Origin of the sequence: Collinsella sp. CLA-ER-H4, assembly GCF_040092395.1 — a bacterium.
Classification (GTDB): Bacteria; Actinomycetota; Coriobacteriia; order Coriobacteriales; family Coriobacteriaceae; genus Collinsella.
On record NZ_JBBNLQ010000001.1, the window covers coordinates 436,337 to 452,615 of the forward strand.

Consider the following 16,279-nt stretch of genomic DNA (forward strand, 5'->3'; position numbering starts at 1 on the left):
GCTTATGAGTCGCCGCAACACCGAGCTGCTCTTGCTCATCGCCTCGGCGTTCCCCGTCATCCTGCTGTATGCGATGTACGTCCTCACCGCGGGCGCTGCCATCTCCTTTGAGACGCTCGCCGTACCGATCGGCCTCTTTGCCGCCTTTGCCGCGGCCCACATTGCCGTGCGCATCTTGGCGCCCGGTGCCGACCCCGCCATCCTGCCCATCGTATTTATACTTTCGGGCATCGGCATCACGTTCGTGACGCGTCTCGCCCCCGCTCTCGCCATCTCACAGCTCATCATCCTGTTTGTCTCGGTGGCGCTCATGGTGGGAACGCTTGCACTAGTCAAAAACCTCGACGTGGTCATGCGCTACAAGTACACCTTTGGCATCATCGGCATCATTCTGCTGATGCTGCCTATCTTTATCGGCACCACGATCTCGGGCTCCAAGCTGTGGATTCGCATCGCGGGCTTTACCATCCAGCCCGGCGAGTTCGCCAAGGTCTTTATCGTCCTGTTCCTGGCCGGCTACCTGGCCGAGAACCGCGAGCTGCTCTCCATCTCCAACCGCAAGATTCTGGGCTTTAAGATCCCTCGCCTGCGACTGCTGCTGCCGCTGTTTGCCGTGTGGGGTGTGTGCCTGCTCGTCGTCGTCTTCGAACGCGACCTGGGTTCGGCCGTGCTGTTCTACACCATCTTCTTGCTGATGCTCTACGTTGCCACGGGGCGCTTTTCGTATGTCGTTATCGGCCTTGCGCTCTTAGCCGTTGGAGCCGTGGGCGCCTACAAGTTCCTGTCTCACGTTCAGGTGCGTTTCCAGGTTTGGCTCGATCCGTTTAAGGACGCCCAGGGCCAGGGCTACCAGATCGTCCAGTCGCTCTTCTCGCTTGCCGATGGCGGTCTGGTCGGTGTTGGCATCGGCAACGGCATGGCCAACAACATCCCTGTCGTCGAGTCCGACTTTATCTTCTCGGCTATCGGCGAGGAGATGGGCCTTTTGGGCGGCGGCGCCGTGCTCATCCTGTTTATGCTCTTTGCCGTGCGTGGCCTCACCACGGCTGCCCGCGCTAAATCCGACCTCGCCGCCTTTAGTGCCACAGGCCTTACGGCCGCCATCAGCTTCCAGGCCTTCTTGATCGTTGGCGGCGTAACCCGCCTGATCCCGCTGACCGGCGTCACCCTGCCCTTTATGAGCCAGGGCGGCTCCTCGCTGCTGGCGAGCTTTATCATCGTCGCGCTCCTGCTGCGCGCCGGTGACGAGGCGACCGGACGCGAGGCCGAGCTTACCGGCACCGGCACCATGACCGCCATCACCGATGATCAGGTCGCATCTGCCGCCGCCCCGACGGGCACGCGCTTTGCCACCTCGTCTTCCTACGGCAGCGGCAGCCATTCCATCGGCTCGCGTATGCGCCGTCGCCTGCTCGACACGCCTGAATCCGGTGTGCTCGGCCGCGTTGCGCTCGCCAACCGTCTAACCCGTGCGGTGCTCGCCTTTACGGCGCTGTTCGCCATCCTTATCGGCAACCTCACCTATGTCCAGGTCATCAAGGCCAAGGACTATCAGGACATGCCGACCAACAACCACACCATCGCCCGCTCCAAGTACATCCAGCGCGGTTCCATCATCACGTCCGACGGCGTGACGCTGGCCGAGTCGCTGCAGCAGGAGGACGGCACCTACGTACGCTCCTACCCCAACGGTAACCTGGCAGCGCACGTGGTTGGCTACGTGAGCCAGCAGTATGGCACCACCGCCATCGAGAGCGTCATGAACGACACGCTCACCGGTTCTAAGGACTACTCCAGCTGGAACAACGCCATCGCGTCGCTCGCGGGCCAGACCCAGCCGGGCAACACCGCCAAGCTCACCATCGACTCGCGTATCCAGACGGCGGCCGAGCAGGCACTCAAGGGCTTTAAGGGCGCTGTAGTGGTCATCGACCCGCGTACCGGCGCGGTGCTCGCATGTGCCAGCTCGCCCACCTACGACAACACCAACATCGATGCCCTGCTGCAGACGGGCGGCGGCGAGGACGGCTCCATGTACAATCGCGCCATGGACGCGCTGTACACGCCGGGCTCAACGTTTAAGGTCGTTACGCTTTCCGCGGCACTCGAGACCGGTACCGCCAGCCTTACCAGCACCTACCAGGCGCCCGGCTCCATGGACATCGGCAACGCACCGGTCACCAACTATGCCAACGAGAGCTACGGTACCATCAGCCTGCAGCAGGCCTTTGCCGTGTCCTCCAACGTCGTCTTTGGCCAGGTGGCAAACGAAGTTGGCGCAAACACGCTCGTGCAGTTTGCCAACGCCTTTGGCTACGGCCAAAAGCTCGGCCAGGACCTGACCTCCGCGGCCTCCATCATGGCCGACCCGTCGCTCATGACCGAGTGGGAGACCGCCTGGGCCGGCGCCGGCCAGCCTGTCGGCATGGACCACACGCCCGGCCCGCAGACCACCGTCATGCAAAACGCCGTGATTGCCGCCGCCATCGCTAACAGTGGTGTGGTCATGGACCCGTACTTTGTAGCCCAGGTACTCGCCCCGGACGGAACCGTGGTCAAGACCACGCAGTCCCGCTCGCTGGGTCAGGCCGTCAGCTCCGCCACGGCCGACCAGGTCAAGCAGGCCATGCTTGCCGTCGTCCAATCCGGCACCGGCACCGATGCCCAGATCCCCGGCGTCAAGGTCGCCGGCAAGACCGGCTCGGCCGAGACCGGCGGCACCAACGTCAACTCGATGTTCGTTGGCTTTGCACCTTACGATTCACCCACGGTCGCCATCTCGGTGGCCTTGGAGGATTTCGACAAGCATGACGTCAAGGCCGCCAAGATTGCCGGTATCGTCCTGACCGCGGCGCTTGCCGCACAGGGAGCGTGATGCCCATGATCGAATCGGACACCAGAGGCGCGCCGCGGCCGAAGAGTTAGCGGCAACGCGCCACACGGCCCCAGCGGCCACATCGTAGGTACTACACACATCGTTGAGCGAATAGTTATGTTAGGAGCAGGAATGGAACAGAGGGTCCTCGGGGGAAGATACCTCCTCAAGGATAAGGTGGGAACAGGCGGCATGGCGACCGTCTACCGTGCACAGGACCAGGTCCTCGACCGCACGGTAGCCGTCAAGATCATGCTGCCGCAGTATGCTGGCGACGCAACCTTCGCCGCACGCTTTAAGCAGGAGGCCCAGGCAGCAGCCGGTCTCTCCTCCCCCTATATCGTGGGCGTCTACGATTGGGGCAAGGACGGCGACACCTATTACATCGTCATGGAGTACCTGCGCGGCACCGACCTTAAGAGCGGCATCAAGAGCCACGGCGCCCTCGACCCCAAGAAGGTCGCCCAGATCGGCTCGCAGATCAGCTCCGCGCTTTCGGTCGCCCACAAGCACGAGATCATCCACCGCGACATTAAGCCGCAGAACATCATGGTGCTGCCCGACGGCAACATCAAGGTGATGGACTTTGGCATCGCGCGCGCCAAGAACAGCCACCTCACGCAAGACAACAACGTGCTGGGAACCGCCCACTACGTCAGCCCCGAGCAGACCCGTGGTCAGGACCTCGGCCCCACCTCGGATATCTACTCGCTGGGCGTCGTGATGTACGAGTGCGCCACCGGCCGCGTGCCCTTTGACGGTGACGACGCTATCTCGGTCGCACTCAAGCAGGTCAACGAGCTGCCTATTCCGCCGAGCCAGATCAACTCCGGTGTCGACGCCGACCTTGAGCGCATCATCCTCAAGTGCATGGAGAAGGACCCCGCAAACCGCTTCCAGACCGCCGACGAGCTGCGTCAGGTGCTCAACAGCTACCTGTCGGGCCGTGCCGTCAACGTCTCGGAGCCCACGCGCATCATCGGTGCCCCCGGTGAGTTGGGCGCCACCAAGACTCGCGAGCTTTCCGATCAGACGCGCGCCATGGTGCGTCCCGTCTCGGGCGTGAGCGGCCAGAATACCGTCCGTAGCTCGGTTTCGGGCTCCACCGGCTCCTACGAGGTCGAAGAGCCCAAATCCAACAAGAACAAGATCATCGCCGCCGTGGTGGCAGCGGTTGCCGTCATCGGCATCGTGGTGGCCTTTGCCACAGGACTCTTTGGCGGCGAGCAGGTCACCGTTCCCGATGTACTGGGCAAGGACCAGCAGACTGCCGTCGAGCTGATCAAGGAAGCCGGCCTCGAGGTCGGCACCATCGACCAAAGCTACAACGACGATGTCGACGAGGGCAAGGTCGCCGAGCAGACGCCCAACGGCAACACCAAGAAGGCCAAGGGCACCAAGGTGAACCTGGTAATCTCCAAGGGCCCCAAGCCCTCCGAGAAGGTTGAGGTTCCCCGGCTTGTCGGCCTGACTAAGGACCAGGCAGAAGCCGCGCTGGCAAGCGTTGGCCTGAAGGGCAACGTCTCCGAGGAGGCCAACGAGGCCGATGAGGGCCAGGTCTTTGAGCAGAGCACCGAAGCCGGTAAGGAAGTCGCGAAGGGCACGACCATCTCGTACAAAGTCTCGGGCGGCCCGGATACCACGTCCGTCCCCGATCTGACCGACATGACCGAGGCCCAGGCGCGCAACGCCCTCGATATGGCAGGCTTTGGCGTCGACGTGAGCTACCAGGAGAACGACTCGGTTACCGAGGGCACCGTGATCAGCTGGAACCCCAGCGGCAAGCAGAAGCCCGGCGCCACGATTACCGTCGTCATTGCCAAGAAGTCCGGCAAGGCCGCCGTCCCGGGCAACCTGTACGGTAAGAGCATTTCCGCCGCTGTTACCGCGCTCAACAACGCCGGTTTCTATAACATCGGCTTCTGCGACCAGAACGGCAATCCCGTGAGCGGTAACGAGGATGCCACCGTTACGGGCGTCTCCCCCACCGGCAAGCAGTCCACCGACAGCACGATCACGCTGACGGTCGCACTTTCTGGCTCGGGTTCGGGCTCTGGCTCGGGCACGGGTGACGATTCCGGTACGACCAACTAGTCGCCACCCCACCGCTCATCACGGCTCTCGCCGCAAACATATTCGCTCACAGGCGCCCGCTTGCTCCCCCAGCAAGCGGGCGCTTCGTTTTTGACATGGCATTGAACCAGAAGAGCCCGGCACCGTAGCGGTACCGGGCTCGATATTCCTCTGGTGCCCCCGGGCGGATTCGAAAACTCCCCCGCGGGGAAATTGGTGACGCGGGTGTCGACGGTCCGAATCCGCCGACAGCTCCCACAAACCAGAAACGGCGCCGCTCTCGCGACGCCGTCATAATCTTCTGGTGCCCCCGGGCGGATTCGAACCGTCGACACCCGCTTTAGGAGAGCGGTGCTCTATCCCCTGAGCTACGGAGGCATGTTGTACTAGTGTAGCAGATTTACGCCGTTGTAATACAGCGTATAGCCACTCTTCGAAGTTGCGGTGGAACAGCCCTCCGGAAAGTGTGTCCCACTATCCAGGCAAATTCTGGGTCAAACTTTCCCAATGGGACCTCGCTGGAAACTGTGTCCCAGAATTTCGGCTCGAAACGGGACACGGTTTCCCAAACGACCCCGTTCCGGAAACTACATCCCGGAATCGGCGCTCGAACTGGGATGCACTTTCCCAATCGAGCCCCATGGGAAACTGCGTCCCACTTTGGGGGGCGCTCTTTAATGACTAGTTGCCTTTGTGGAAGAGGTTTTTGATAACGGAGGGGATGCTCTTGGCGCCCTTGGCCGTCACATCGATAAAGTCGGGCGAACGCACGAGCTTATCCTCGTCGACGTACTTGCGAACCGCGCGCAACGTCTCTTTGTCATCGCGCGTCGAGAACGTAAAGTGACCGTTGTCCTTGGTGAAGATGGCAAAACGCGTGATCTTCTTGGTGCCGCGTAAAACCTCGGCGGCAATATAGTCGACCTCGTCCCACGGGATTTGAATATAATCCTCGGGATTGCGCTCGTTGTAATACTCGAACGCCTTATTGCCCACCATCACGTTACCGTGGCTGGTAAGCCCCATCAGGCAGGTTGCCGGCGTTGCCAGATCGACCGTGCTGTTCTGAGATTGCGCCATGCGCGCCTCGCCCTCCAAATAAAACAATCGGACCGCATCCAGTGTACCCACCGGGTGCGGTCCGTTTCAATGGCTCAAAAGCCCTTGCCTAGCAATTCTCGGTCTTAAGCCGAAGCGTGCTTACATGAAGCCGCAGAAGCGACCGATGATGCCGACGGCGAAGAGAGCCAGGATGATGACGATCGGGCTGACCTTCTTCTTGAGGAGCTTGCAGACCAGCAGGGTCAGGCACACGGCGGCAAGGCCGGGGATGAGCTGATCGAGGTTGGCCTGAAGCGTGGTGACCTTCATCTGATCAAGGGCGGTAGCACCGACGGAGTTGTACATCGTCAGCGCTTCCTTGATACCCTCGGAACCGGAGGGCAGGCTAGCCCAGTCGATAAAGGCGCCAGCAGACTGCTTGACCGTGGAGACGATCGGGGTGAAGGAAATGGACACCCAGCGCTCGACCAGGGCGCCGATGATGAACATACCCAGGATGGAAGCGCCCTCGGTGACCTTGCCCATCAGACCACCGGAGAGGTCCTTGGCGATGGAGGAGCCGACCTTGTAGCCAAACTCCTGCGTGTACCACAGGAAGGCGTAACGGATGATGTTCCACGCGAAGAAGAACAGCAACGGACCGGCGATGCTGCCGGACAGGGCCAGGGAAGCGCCCAGAGCGCCCAGAATCGGGCGAAGGGTGAACCAGAAGACGGGATCACCGACGCCGGCGAGCGGGCCCATCATACCGACCTTGACGCCCTGGATGGCGACGTCATCGATCGGAGCACCGTTGGCGCGCTCCTCCTCGAGGGCGAGGGTAACGCCAATGACGGGGGCGGAAACATAGGGGTGGGTGTTATAGAACTCCAGGTGGCGCTTAAGAGCGGCAATCTGGTCATCCTTGCTGGTGTAGAGCTTCTTGATCGCAGGGATCATTGCGAAGCACCAGCCGCCGTTCTGCATACGCTCGTAGTTCCACGAGCCCTGAAGGAACTGATGACGGAAGCAAACCTTCTTGCGGTCAGCCTTGGTGAGCTGAATCTTGTTCTCTGCCATATGTATCACTCCCCTCCTACTCGTAATCGTTCAGAATGTCGCCGAGCGGGTCACCGGAGCCGCCGCCCATGCCGCCACCCTGCTTGGCCAGATCCTTAAGGCCAAGGTAGATGAGGGCAAGGGAGATGCCGATGAGACCAAGGGCGATCAGCGTGAGCTGAGGGATGGCAGCAAGGACAAAGCCGAGGACGAAGAACGGCCAGGTCTCCTTGGTGGCCATCATGTTGATGACCATGGCGTAACCGACGGAAGCGACCATGCCGCCGCCGACAGCCATGCCGCCGGACAGCCAGTCGGGCATAGCGTTAAGCGCGTTGGTAACGGCCTCGGCCGGGATGACGCACAGAAGCACTGCCGGGATGGCGATACGAAGGCCCTGCATGAGGATGGCAGCATACTGCCAGCGCTCGATGCCGGAGAAGTCGCCCTTCTCGGCGCAACCGTCCATGGCGTGAGCGATAGCGGTAGCAATGGTACGGCAGATCATGGTCAGGAACAGACCAGCGACCGACAGCGGGACGGCGACGGCGATGGCGGCGGTAACGGCCTTGGCCGAATCGGTGGCGCCACCGTTGAGGGCGAGCACCATGATGATCGAAGAAGCGACCGAGGCCAGAGCGGCGTCAGGCGCGACAGCGGCGCCGACGTTAGCCCAGCCAAGGGCCATCATCTGGAGCGAACCGCCCAGGAGGATGCCCTCCTGAAGGTGACCGGTTACGAGACCGATAAGCGTGCATGCCACGAGCGGCTGATGGAACTGGAACTCATCCAGAATGCCTTCCATACCGGCAAGCAACGCGACAATCGCAACAAGCAGAATAGTGATTGCAGACATGTATCGGACCCTCCTTTACTATGCTTGAGCGGCCAGTTCGGCCTTAGCTTTCTTCAACATGGCGTCGAGATCCTCAGAGGAATCCGAAGGAACCTTGCGGACCTCGAACTTGACGCCCTTGGCCTTGAGGGCCTCGAGAGTCTTAACGTCGTCATCGCCCATAGCGACGGCGTTGGTGACGACGACCTTGCCCTTGGAGTGAGCCATGGAACCGATGTTGACTTCCTTGATGTCGACGCCGGCCTCGATGGCCTTGAGCAGATCCTGCGGGTTCTCAAAGAGCAGCATGGCCTTGGTGTCACCAAAGCGCGTGTCCTTGACGACCTCGGCCATCTTCTTGATGGGCACGACGTTGGCATGGACTCCCGGAGGGGCAGCCTGCTCGATCATGGTCTTGCGGAGCTCGTCGTGAGCAACGCCGTCGGAAACCACGATGATGCGGTTGGGGTTGATCTGCTTGGTCCACGTGGTGGCCACCTGGCCATGAAGCAGACGGGTGTCGATACGGACGTGGGCGATCTTGATGTGCCCATCGCCGATGACCGTTCCCGGAGGGATGGCGCCTGCAGGAGCAGCGGCGGCCGCAGCCGGCTTCTTCTCCTCGGGCTCCAGAGACTCGGGCTTGACGCGCACGCCAGCCTTAGCCTCAGTCACGAGATGTTTTGCGATCGCATGTGCAGTGTTCTTTGCGTCAAAGCGCTGCGAATATGCCTCGATGAGCATAGGCAGGTTGACACCGGTGACGATAGCCCAGGAATCGTGGCCCTCGATGAGCCCGCTGATCTGGTTGAACGGCGTGCCGCCCCACAGATCAACGAGGAAGAGCACCTGCTCCTGGTCTTCGAAGGAAGCGATTGCTTCCTCGACCTTGGCACGGAAGTCGTCGGGGCCCATGCTCGGCTCGAGCGAGACCACGGCAACAGACGGCTGATCGCCAAAGACCATCGAGCCCGTCTGCTTGATTCCAGCTGCCAAGTCCCCGTGGCTAGCAAGAACAATACTTACCATCACATAACCTCCTTTTTGTCTACGTATTTCCTACACGACATGAAAGGAGTATAGCTGTTTGGTTTGTGGAATTATAGCTAAATCCGCAAAAGGTTGGATTATTTGTTTAAACGTCTAAGTTTGTTACAAATTGATTACGTTGCCGGTTTACAGCTTATTGCCTGCTAAAACGTGATTTGCTGATTGCTTTCAAAGACATATAAAGGTGCACTGTTCGTTAAGACCGCTTTTAGGTGGATCCCAGTGCGTCTGCGTGCCACCATTTTGTTTAAACAGACATGACTTGACTAACCGAAGCAAATATGTTTAGAACTCTAGTCCATGTAGTCATTAGATGTTAGGCGATGTGGAGAGGGTTGGCGGCGTCGACGGCGTCGGGGGCGTCGGAGAGGCCGTCAGGAGCAGCGTCTGCCGGGTCCTCGTCGGGGGTCTCGATCTGTTTGATCATGACCTCCTGGCCCTGCAGCAGGTATGTTTCACCGCTGCCGCAATGGGGGCAAGTCTTGCCGTGCTCGACCGTCGCGTAGTCGCGGCCGCACGCCTCGCAATGCGTCACGGCCTCGACAGGCTCCACGATAAGCTCCGCGCCCTGCGTGATAGGCTTTTTATCCGCCGCCCAGCGCCAAGCGTCGAGTAGTAGATCGGGGACGACGCCCGAGACCTCGCCCAGCAGCAGCGTGACGCTCGAAACGCGACGCACGCCATTGGCACGCGCCACGTTCTCAACATCGCGAATAATGTGATACACAATCCCTAATTCATGCAAGTCGAAACCCTTTCTGCAGAGGTTGATTCGATGCACACTCAAAGCAAGGGGACGGCGAAATCTAGTCTGCGCCGTCCCCTTACCCGCCATGGTTACCTATTTACGACCGAGCTTAATTTTAATCGCACGCTTGAGCGCATACTTGCCGAGGCTCGGGAGCTTTTGCTCGTATTTGACCATCGTGGAGCACTCGGGGCGATCTCGATCCAGGTGGATGGCATCGAACGCGCACTTGGTGGTGCACAGGCCACAGCCGATGCACTTGTTGGGGTCGACGATCGAGGCGCCGCAGCCCAGGCAGCGGGCGGTCTCGGCGCGCACCTGCTCCTCGGTAAAGGTCTCAACATACTCGCTAAACGGCGCAGCCTTCTCGCGTTCGCGGTCCACATGCGCAACCTCGCGGCTCGCGTTGTCGTAGCTCTCGAGCACAACGTCGTCGCGGTCGAGCGCGGTGTAGCGGCGCTGATTGCGGCCGATGGTGAGCGTGGAGCCCGGCTGCACAAAGCGATGGATAGACACCGCGGCCTCGTGGCCGGCGGCGATAGCGTCGATGGCAAAGCTGGGGCCGGTGTAGACGTCGCCGCCCACAAAGATGTCTGGCTCGGCGGTCTGGTAGGTCTGGGGATCGGCAAGGGCACCCTGGCCGCGGCCGAGCTCCACCTTGGAGCCAGCCAGCAGGTCGCCCCACACAATGGACTGGCCAATCGACATGACGACACGGTCGGCATCGACACGGCGCAGATCGTTCTCGTCGTACTCGGGCGCAAAACGGCCCTCGTCGTCAAAGACACACGTGCAGCGCTTGAAGGTGATACCGCACACACGACCGGCCTCGTCCAGGTGAATCTCCTTGGGGCCCCAGCCGCAGCTGATGCGAGCGCCGTCCTCAACGGCCTCGCGACGTTCTTCCTCGCTGGCGGGCATCTGGGCCTCGCTCTCCAGGCAGAACATCTCAACGTGCTCGGAACCCAGACGGCAGGCGTTGCGCGCGACATCGATAGCCACGTTGCCGCCGCCCACCACAATGGTGCGGCCGGGCAGCGCGTCGATCTTGCCACTGTTGACCTCGCGCAAAAAGTCGACGGCCACGGTCACGTCCTCGGCATCCTCACCCGGAATACCGGCAAGGCGGCCGCCCTGGCAGCCAATGGCAACGTAGAAGGCCTTAAAGCCCTGCGCGCGCAGCTCGTCGAGCGTCACATCGCGACCGACCTCAACGCCATAGCGGAACTCGGCACCCATCAGGCGAATGATCTCGACCTCGGCCTCGATAACATCCTTCTGCAGCTTAAAGCTGGGAATGCCGTAGGTGAGCATGCCGCCCGGGTGCTCGTTCTTCTCGAATACGACGGGCTTGTAGCCCTTCTCGACCAGATAGAAGGCACAGGACAGGCCGGCCGGACCGGCACCGATAATGGCAATCTTCTGATCGAAGCCGCCGGCACGCGTCGGGGTCACCACAGGTGGGACATAGCGGGTCGCGGCGTCCAGATCGCGCTGGGCGATAAACTTCTTGACCTCGTCGATAGCCACGGCGGCGTCCACACGGCCGCGGGTGCAGGCATTCTCGCAGCGGCGGTTGCACACACGGCCGCAGATAGCGGGCAGCGGGTTCTCGCGCTTGATGAGCGCCAGAGCCTCGTCATAGCGACCCTGAGCCGCGAGCTTCAAATAGCCCTGAACGGCAACGTGCGCGGGGCAGGCCGTCTTGCAGGGAGCGGTGCCGGACTCATGCGTCTCGATACGGTTGTCGTTGCGGTAGTTGGGCGACCACTTGGTGTGATCCCATTTGGTGGCGTCGGGCAGCTCCTGGCGCGGATACTCGGGCACCTGTCCGCCGGCCTTTTTGCTGCAGAGCTTCTGGCCGAGCTTGGCGGCGCCGGCCGGGCACACCTCAACGCAGCGACCGCAGGCAACGCACTTGTCCTTCTCGACCTTGGCGACATAGGCCGAGCGCGACAGGTTGGGCGTGTTGAACAGCTGAGAGGTGCGCAGGGCGTAGCACACGTTGACGTTGCAGTTGCAGATAGCGAAGATCTTGTTCTCGCCGTCAATGTTGGTAATCTGGTGCACAAAGCCGTTGTCCTCGGCCTGGCGCAAGATGTCGTAGACCTCTTCGCGCGTCACATAGTGGCCACGGTCGGTCTCGACCACGTAGTCGGCCATATCGCCCACGGCGATGCACCAATCGGCCGGGTCGTCGGCGCAGCCCTCACCCATCACGCGACGGCTCGCGCGGCAGCTGCAGGTGCTAGCGGCATATTTGCCATCATATTTGTCGAGCCAATGCTCGATATGCTCGATCGGCACCGACGTGCTCGCGGCATCGATAGCCTTCTCGACCGGAATGACATGCATGCCGATGCCGGCACCACCGGGCGGCACCATCGGCGTGGCCTTGGACAGCGGTCCCTTGGACGCCTGCTCAAAGAACTTGGCATAGACCGGGTGCTCCTCGAGCTGGCTCACGCGCATGTTGAGGAACTCGGCGGAACCCGGCACCAGCATGGGCAGCACCCACTGCTTGGCGCGCTCGGGGTTTTCCCAGTTGTACTCGAGCAGACCCGTGTAGCTCATGTCGTCGAGCATCTTCTCGATATCGGCTTCGGGCATGCCGGTGAGCTTGACCATCTCAGGCAGCGTATAGGGACGGCGCATCTTCATCTTGCAGAGCACTTCGGCCTGCTCGTCGGTTGCAGCCTCGGCAAACGACCAGTACTCGTAGCCCAGCAGCTCATCGCGATGCAGCAGACGGTTGGTGCAGTGCTCGCACAGCTTGACGATGGCCTCGCGCGGATGCTCCGGCAGCGGCGGCACGAACTCCGAACCGATGTCGGGCTCGGTGTAGCTAATCCCCGGTCCGTTGAGAATCATGGTTGTCCCTTCTCTTGCCACAGCCCGGCGGGACCGCGGCACCCCTCTTTTTTTGCAGGCCGGGCATGCCCCCATGCCGTTCACCCGCCATTGTTGACATTGTGTCAAAAATAGTATTGACGAACCGTCAACAATATTCAAGACTGTTAGGCGAACGGTCAGGCAAAAGAGGATGAAAGGCGGCAAAACATGGGCAACAACACAGCAGGTACCTCTGTGGTCGATGCCGTCTCCGCATCCGATAGCGCGGCAAAGCGCCTGACGGGCGACGAACGCCGTCGTGAGATCCTCGATGCCGTGCGCACCGTAAGCTCCGAGCTGGGCGTGTCCCACCTATCGGTATCGGCCGTGACCAAGCGAGCCGGCTGCACGCGTTCATTGTTCTACCACTACTTCGCCGACATGGACGCCGCCGTCACCGCCGTCATGGACGAGGCAATCGACGGTTTTATCTCCGAGCTCGAGCAGTGGAATGCCAACCGCACCGTCGGTGATATCGAGGGCGCGCTCGACACCGTCGCCCCGCTCTTTAAGCGCCTGGTCGCCAGCGGCCACGAACTGCCGCACACTCTGACCTCCAACAGCGGCGCGCTCTACGGCGGCTTTTTGCACAACGTGGTCCAGCGTGTGGCGCAGTATATCTGCGACACCACCGTGGTGGATTTTGTCGCCCACCACGAGCTGCGCATCGACCATGTCTACGAAACGTTCTACACCCTCATCATGGGGTTGTTGATGTATATCCGCACGCACCCGGATGTGCCCGACGAGACGGTCAAGGAAATCATCGCCTCGACACTCCACATCGAGGGCTATACCGCCAAGTATCCGGAGCGCAAGCCCCAGAACTGACGACATTTGGCCAAACTGCCCGCGATCAGAAGAGGGGCCGCGGGCGTGTGAAAGGAGAGCAGCATGCTGTTCGATGTTTGGGGTAGCGATACCCTTATCCACTGGGCCGGCTGGGCCATGGTCTTTATCGGCCTGATCGTGCTCAACGAGGTCGGCCGCCGCACCAAGCTGGGCGCGGCAATCATCTTTGGCGTGGCTCCGCTGGCCATGACCATCTACTGCGTCGCCATCGCCGTGGGCGTTTCGCAGGGTGCCGAGTGGGCGCTCGCCAACCCCACCCATGTGTACCAGAACAGCTGGTTCCACTACGCCAAGGTATACGCGGCGCTCGCCGGTTGCTGGGGCTTCATTGCCATTAAGTACCAGTGGGGAAAGATCGGCAAGGCGCATTGGTTCCGCGCATGGCCGTTTGTGATCGTCGCCATCAACATCATGATTGCCGTCGTGTCCGACTTTGAGAGCGCCTATCACTTCTTTGTCCTGGGCGAGTCCACCTGGGTCACCTCCGAAGGTGCTACGCAGCTGGCCGGCTGGAACAACGTGTTTAACGGCATCGCCGGTATCATCAACATCTTCTGCATGACCGGTTGGTGGAGCGTCTACGCCTCCGAGGACAAGACCGACATGCTGTGGCCCGATATGACCTGGGTCTACATCATCGCCTACGATATCTGGAACTTCTGCTACACCTACAACTGCCTGCCCACCCACTCCTGGTTCTGCGGCTTTGCGCTGCTGCTGGCGCCCACCGTCGCCGCCTTTATCTGGAACAAGGGCGGCTGGATCAAGAACCGCGCCTTTACGCTGGCTATTTGGTGCATGTTTGCCCAGGTGTTCCCGTACTTCCAGGAGGAGTCCATCTTTGTGACCCACTCCACGCTCGACCCCGGCGCCGCTACCGCGGTCTCGATCGCCGCACTGGTCGCCAACGTCGCCGCGATCATCTACATCGCCTACCGCGCCAAGAAGCTCGGCCGCAATCCCTACAAGCAGGATGTCTTTGAGGGCACCAGCGATTGGGAGAAGGCTACTGCTCGCCGCGCCAAGGTTGATTACGCACACGCCGAGTAACGCGCCCGACGCAAACTCCGCTTGAATGTGAAGCCGCCTGGCCGACTCCGCGCAATGCAACGTATTGCATGCCCCCGGAAAGCGATTGTCCGCTTTCCGGGGGCTTTTTGTTGTTGCGCGCATCCACGCACATATTCAAAACCTCTCGCACAGATAAAATCAGATTTCCGATCGCCTGACAGCTCTATATGACTCTGTTTTTGGGTACATTGTTGTCCCGATATTGAGCTTGGGGGATGTATGAATGATGAGACGATGGGCCAAGAGGATGCGGCCCAAGATGCAGAAGCTTGCGCTGAGGCCTTGGAGAGCTTAGACCGGATTTCACTCGATGAGATTGCGTTTGACGATTCGGGCGTTGATGTGCAGGATGAGCCGGAAGCCGAGGCGCAGTCCGATGATCAGGATGCAGACGACGTTGAGCCTTCCGAAGATGAGGCAGGTCACGAAGACACCGAAAGCGAGGCCGGCAATCAGCCCGAATCCGACACGGGCGAGGAAACCGTCTTGCTCGACAGCTTGCCGGCCGAGGATTCGCTGACTCGCGAGCTTCCTGGCCTGGGTTCCGCACCAGCCGTGGACGAGACCATCGCCATGGGCGATATTCCCCTGCCGTCCGTCCCCTCGGCACACGAAGCCGAGGTTCGCCATCGCAAGATGTCGCCCAAGCGCCGCAATCTGATGGTCGCCGGTGTCGTGGCCGTCGCGCTCGTCGCCGGCGGTGCAGGCTATGCTGCCTGGAACGGATATCAGCAAGAGCAGGCTGCCGCTGCCGCCGCCAATGCCCACACGATGATGTCAGTGCAGATTGGCGTGCATGCCGCGGGCCTCGACTGTTCCACCGGCTCCAAGATTCCCGTACAGGTGAGCGGTCAGGACGCTGATGGCTCCTCCGTGAGCGAAACACTCTATGTTGACGAGCACGGCCGCGGCATCAAACTGCTGCCCGGCGATTACACGCTCTCCATCGCCGCCTCCCCCATCGCGGCCGACGGCACCGTCTATACCGTCCCGACCACCAAGACGCAGGTCACCGTTAAGAGCGATGGACAGGATTTAAGTGCCCAGGCCGCCTTTAAGCTCAAGGTGCCTTCGGCCGACACGGTGACTGACGACCAGATCGATGCCGCCGCCAAGTATGCCGAGGAAGGAGGTGCGAGCTCCGCCGCGGCCGCCAAGATACTTCAGCAGGCGGCAACCGCGCGGCGCGACGCCGCCGTCAATGCCGTGAGCGCGCAAAAGGCACAGGCATCCCGTGATGCTGACGCTCGCCACAAGGCAACCGACCTCTACCAGCTCGATATTCCGGTTGAGTGGTATGGCAAGGTCGCAACCTGGCAAAACGGCGACACGCTGTGCATTTATCTGGACGGCGACACCAACACACCGCTCGTGACGCTCGTCACGGTGCGCGACGGCGAGAGCTTTACGCCCGATGAGGGCGATACGGTTTTGGGTGCGGCAAACCTTGGCAACGGCTACACCGTCTACGCCAGCGGCCCCGTCTATCCGTATGTGGTGCCCCAGACCATCAACGGGCGCACGCAAGACCCCGTGTCGACCTACCCCATGGACACGGCCATTGAGCTTGTCGAGCTTACGACCGGCAACCGCTACACCTATAGCCAGATCAAGAACGTGTTGGTCGGCAAAGACGGCAAGGCAGACACCGCGACCAAACTCGAGACCGACTACCTCGCGCAGATCCTGCTGCCGAGCATCAAAGCCCAGGACTAGCCAGCCCGAAGACAGCCGCCCAACACCCACATCCCCAACGCAGTTGCGGTGAAATAGGGACTGTTTT

The 16,279-nt window shown here is 61.1% G+C and carries 11 protein-coding genes and 1 tRNA gene; 5 read left to right on the top strand and 7 right to left on the bottom strand.

Annotated elements, in window-relative coordinates; translation table 11 throughout:
* The first annotated feature begins 4 nt into the window (after positions 1 to 4).
* Positions 5 to 2,875, top strand: a complete 2,871-nt coding sequence (locus AAAX34_RS01830; protein WP_349109790.1) for an FtsW/RodA/SpoVE family cell cycle protein — start codon at positions 5 to 7, stop codon at positions 2,873 to 2,875.
* A 132-nt stretch (positions 2,876 to 3,007) separates the two neighbouring features.
* Entirely contained in the window at positions 3,008 to 4,969 is a 1,962-nt protein-coding gene (gene pknB, locus AAAX34_RS01835; RefSeq protein ID WP_349109791.1) for a Stk1 family PASTA domain-containing Ser/Thr kinase, read from the top strand.
* Between the two features lie 281 nt (positions 4,970 to 5,250).
* Here the strand turns inward: pknB and AAAX34_RS01840 are convergent.
* From AAAX34_RS01840 to AAAX34_RS01870, 7 genes are all read right to left on the bottom strand, one after another.
* Positions 5,251 to 5,326, bottom strand: a tRNA-Arg gene (locus AAAX34_RS01840).
* Positions 5,327 to 5,629: 303 nt separating this feature from the next.
* Positions 5,630 to 6,028 carry a DUF956 family protein gene (locus tag AAAX34_RS01845; RefSeq protein ID WP_006235193.1) on the bottom strand — a complete coding sequence of 133 codons (399 nt, stop codon included), beginning with the start codon at positions 6,026 to 6,028 and terminating at the stop codon, positions 5,630 to 5,632.
* A gap of 120 nt (positions 6,029 to 6,148) precedes the next feature.
* On the bottom strand, positions 6,149 to 7,069 hold the full coding sequence (locus AAAX34_RS01850; protein ID WP_138340871.1) for a PTS system mannose/fructose/sorbose family transporter subunit IID: 921 nt from the start codon (positions 7,067 to 7,069) through the stop codon (positions 6,149 to 6,151).
* Positions 7,070 to 7,085: 16 nt separating this feature from the next.
* Positions 7,086 to 7,904: a PTS mannose/fructose/sorbose transporter subunit IIC gene (locus AAAX34_RS01855; protein WP_148332484.1), complete on the bottom strand. Its 819-nt coding sequence runs from the start codon at positions 7,902 to 7,904 to the stop codon at positions 7,086 to 7,088.
* 18 nt (positions 7,905 to 7,922) lie between these two features.
* A complete protein-coding gene (locus tag AAAX34_RS01860) occupies positions 7,923 to 8,912 on the bottom strand; it encodes a PTS sugar transporter subunit IIB (protein ID WP_006235196.1) in 990 nt (329 codons plus the stop codon).
* A gap of 337 nt (positions 8,913 to 9,249) precedes the next feature.
* The gene (locus AAAX34_RS01865) at positions 9,250 to 9,768 is read right to left on the bottom strand and encodes a hydrogenase maturation nickel metallochaperone HypA (protein WP_349109792.1); all 519 of its coding nucleotides are present in this window, start codon (positions 9,766 to 9,768) and stop codon (positions 9,250 to 9,252) included.
* 6 nt (positions 9,769 to 9,774) lie between these two features.
* A complete protein-coding gene (locus AAAX34_RS01870; protein ID WP_349109793.1) occupies positions 9,775 to 12,552 on the bottom strand; it encodes an FAD-dependent oxidoreductase in 2,778 nt (925 codons plus the stop codon).
* A gap of 189 nt (positions 12,553 to 12,741) precedes the next feature.
* On the opposite strand from AAAX34_RS01870, the gene AAAX34_RS01875 reads away from it, so the two are divergent.
* From AAAX34_RS01875 to AAAX34_RS01885, 3 genes are all read left to right on the top strand, one after another.
* Positions 12,742 to 13,404, top strand: a complete 663-nt coding sequence (locus tag AAAX34_RS01875) for a TetR/AcrR family transcriptional regulator (RefSeq protein ID WP_349109794.1) — start codon at positions 12,742 to 12,744, stop codon at positions 13,402 to 13,404.
* Positions 13,405 to 13,467: 63 nt separating this feature from the next.
* A complete protein-coding gene (locus AAAX34_RS01880; protein WP_349109795.1) occupies positions 13,468 to 14,475 on the top strand; it encodes a DUF5692 family protein in 1,008 nt (335 codons plus the stop codon).
* A 240-nt stretch (positions 14,476 to 14,715) separates the two neighbouring features.
* Positions 14,716 to 16,212, top strand: coding sequence for a hypothetical protein (locus AAAX34_RS01885; protein ID WP_349109796.1), 1,497 nt, complete (start codon positions 14,716 to 14,718; stop codon positions 16,210 to 16,212).
* The last annotated feature ends 67 nt before the right edge of the window (positions 16,213 to 16,279 follow it).

What these genes read in the sequence shown, in the direction of transcription:
- AAAX34_RS01830 (WP_349109790.1), top strand. Translation starts at nt 5, where the DNA reads ATGAGTCGCCGCAACACCGAGCTGCTCTTGCTCATCGCCTCGGCGTTC.
- pknB (WP_349109791.1), top strand. Translation starts at nt 3,008, where the DNA reads ATGGAACAGAGGGTCCTCGGGGGAAGATACCTCCTCAAGGATAAGGTG.
- AAAX34_RS01845 (WP_006235193.1), bottom strand. Translation starts at nt 6,028, where the DNA reads ATGGCGCAATCTCAGAACAGCACGGTCGATCTGGCAACGCCGGCAACC.
- AAAX34_RS01850 (WP_138340871.1), bottom strand. Translation starts at nt 7,069, where the DNA reads ATGGCAGAGAACAAGATTCAGCTCACCAAGGCTGACCGCAAGAAGGTT.
- AAAX34_RS01855 (WP_148332484.1), bottom strand. Translation starts at nt 7,904, where the DNA reads ATGTCTGCAATCACTATTCTGCTTGTTGCGATTGTCGCGTTGCTTGCC.
- AAAX34_RS01860 (WP_006235196.1), bottom strand. Translation starts at nt 8,912, where the DNA reads ATGGTAAGTATTGTTCTTGCTAGCCACGGGGACTTGGCAGCTGGAATC.
- AAAX34_RS01865 (WP_349109792.1), bottom strand. Translation starts at nt 9,768, where the DNA reads ATGGCGGGTAAGGGGACGGCGCAGACTAGATTTCGCCGTCCCCTTGCT.
- AAAX34_RS01870 (WP_349109793.1), bottom strand. Translation starts at nt 12,552, where the DNA reads ATGATTCTCAACGGACCGGGGATTAGCTACACCGAGCCCGACATCGGT.
- AAAX34_RS01875 (WP_349109794.1), top strand. Translation starts at nt 12,742, where the DNA reads ATGGGCAACAACACAGCAGGTACCTCTGTGGTCGATGCCGTCTCCGCA.
- AAAX34_RS01880 (WP_349109795.1), top strand. Translation starts at nt 13,468, where the DNA reads ATGCTGTTCGATGTTTGGGGTAGCGATACCCTTATCCACTGGGCCGGC.
- AAAX34_RS01885 (WP_349109796.1), top strand. Translation starts at nt 14,716, where the DNA reads ATGAATGATGAGACGATGGGCCAAGAGGATGCGGCCCAAGATGCAGAA.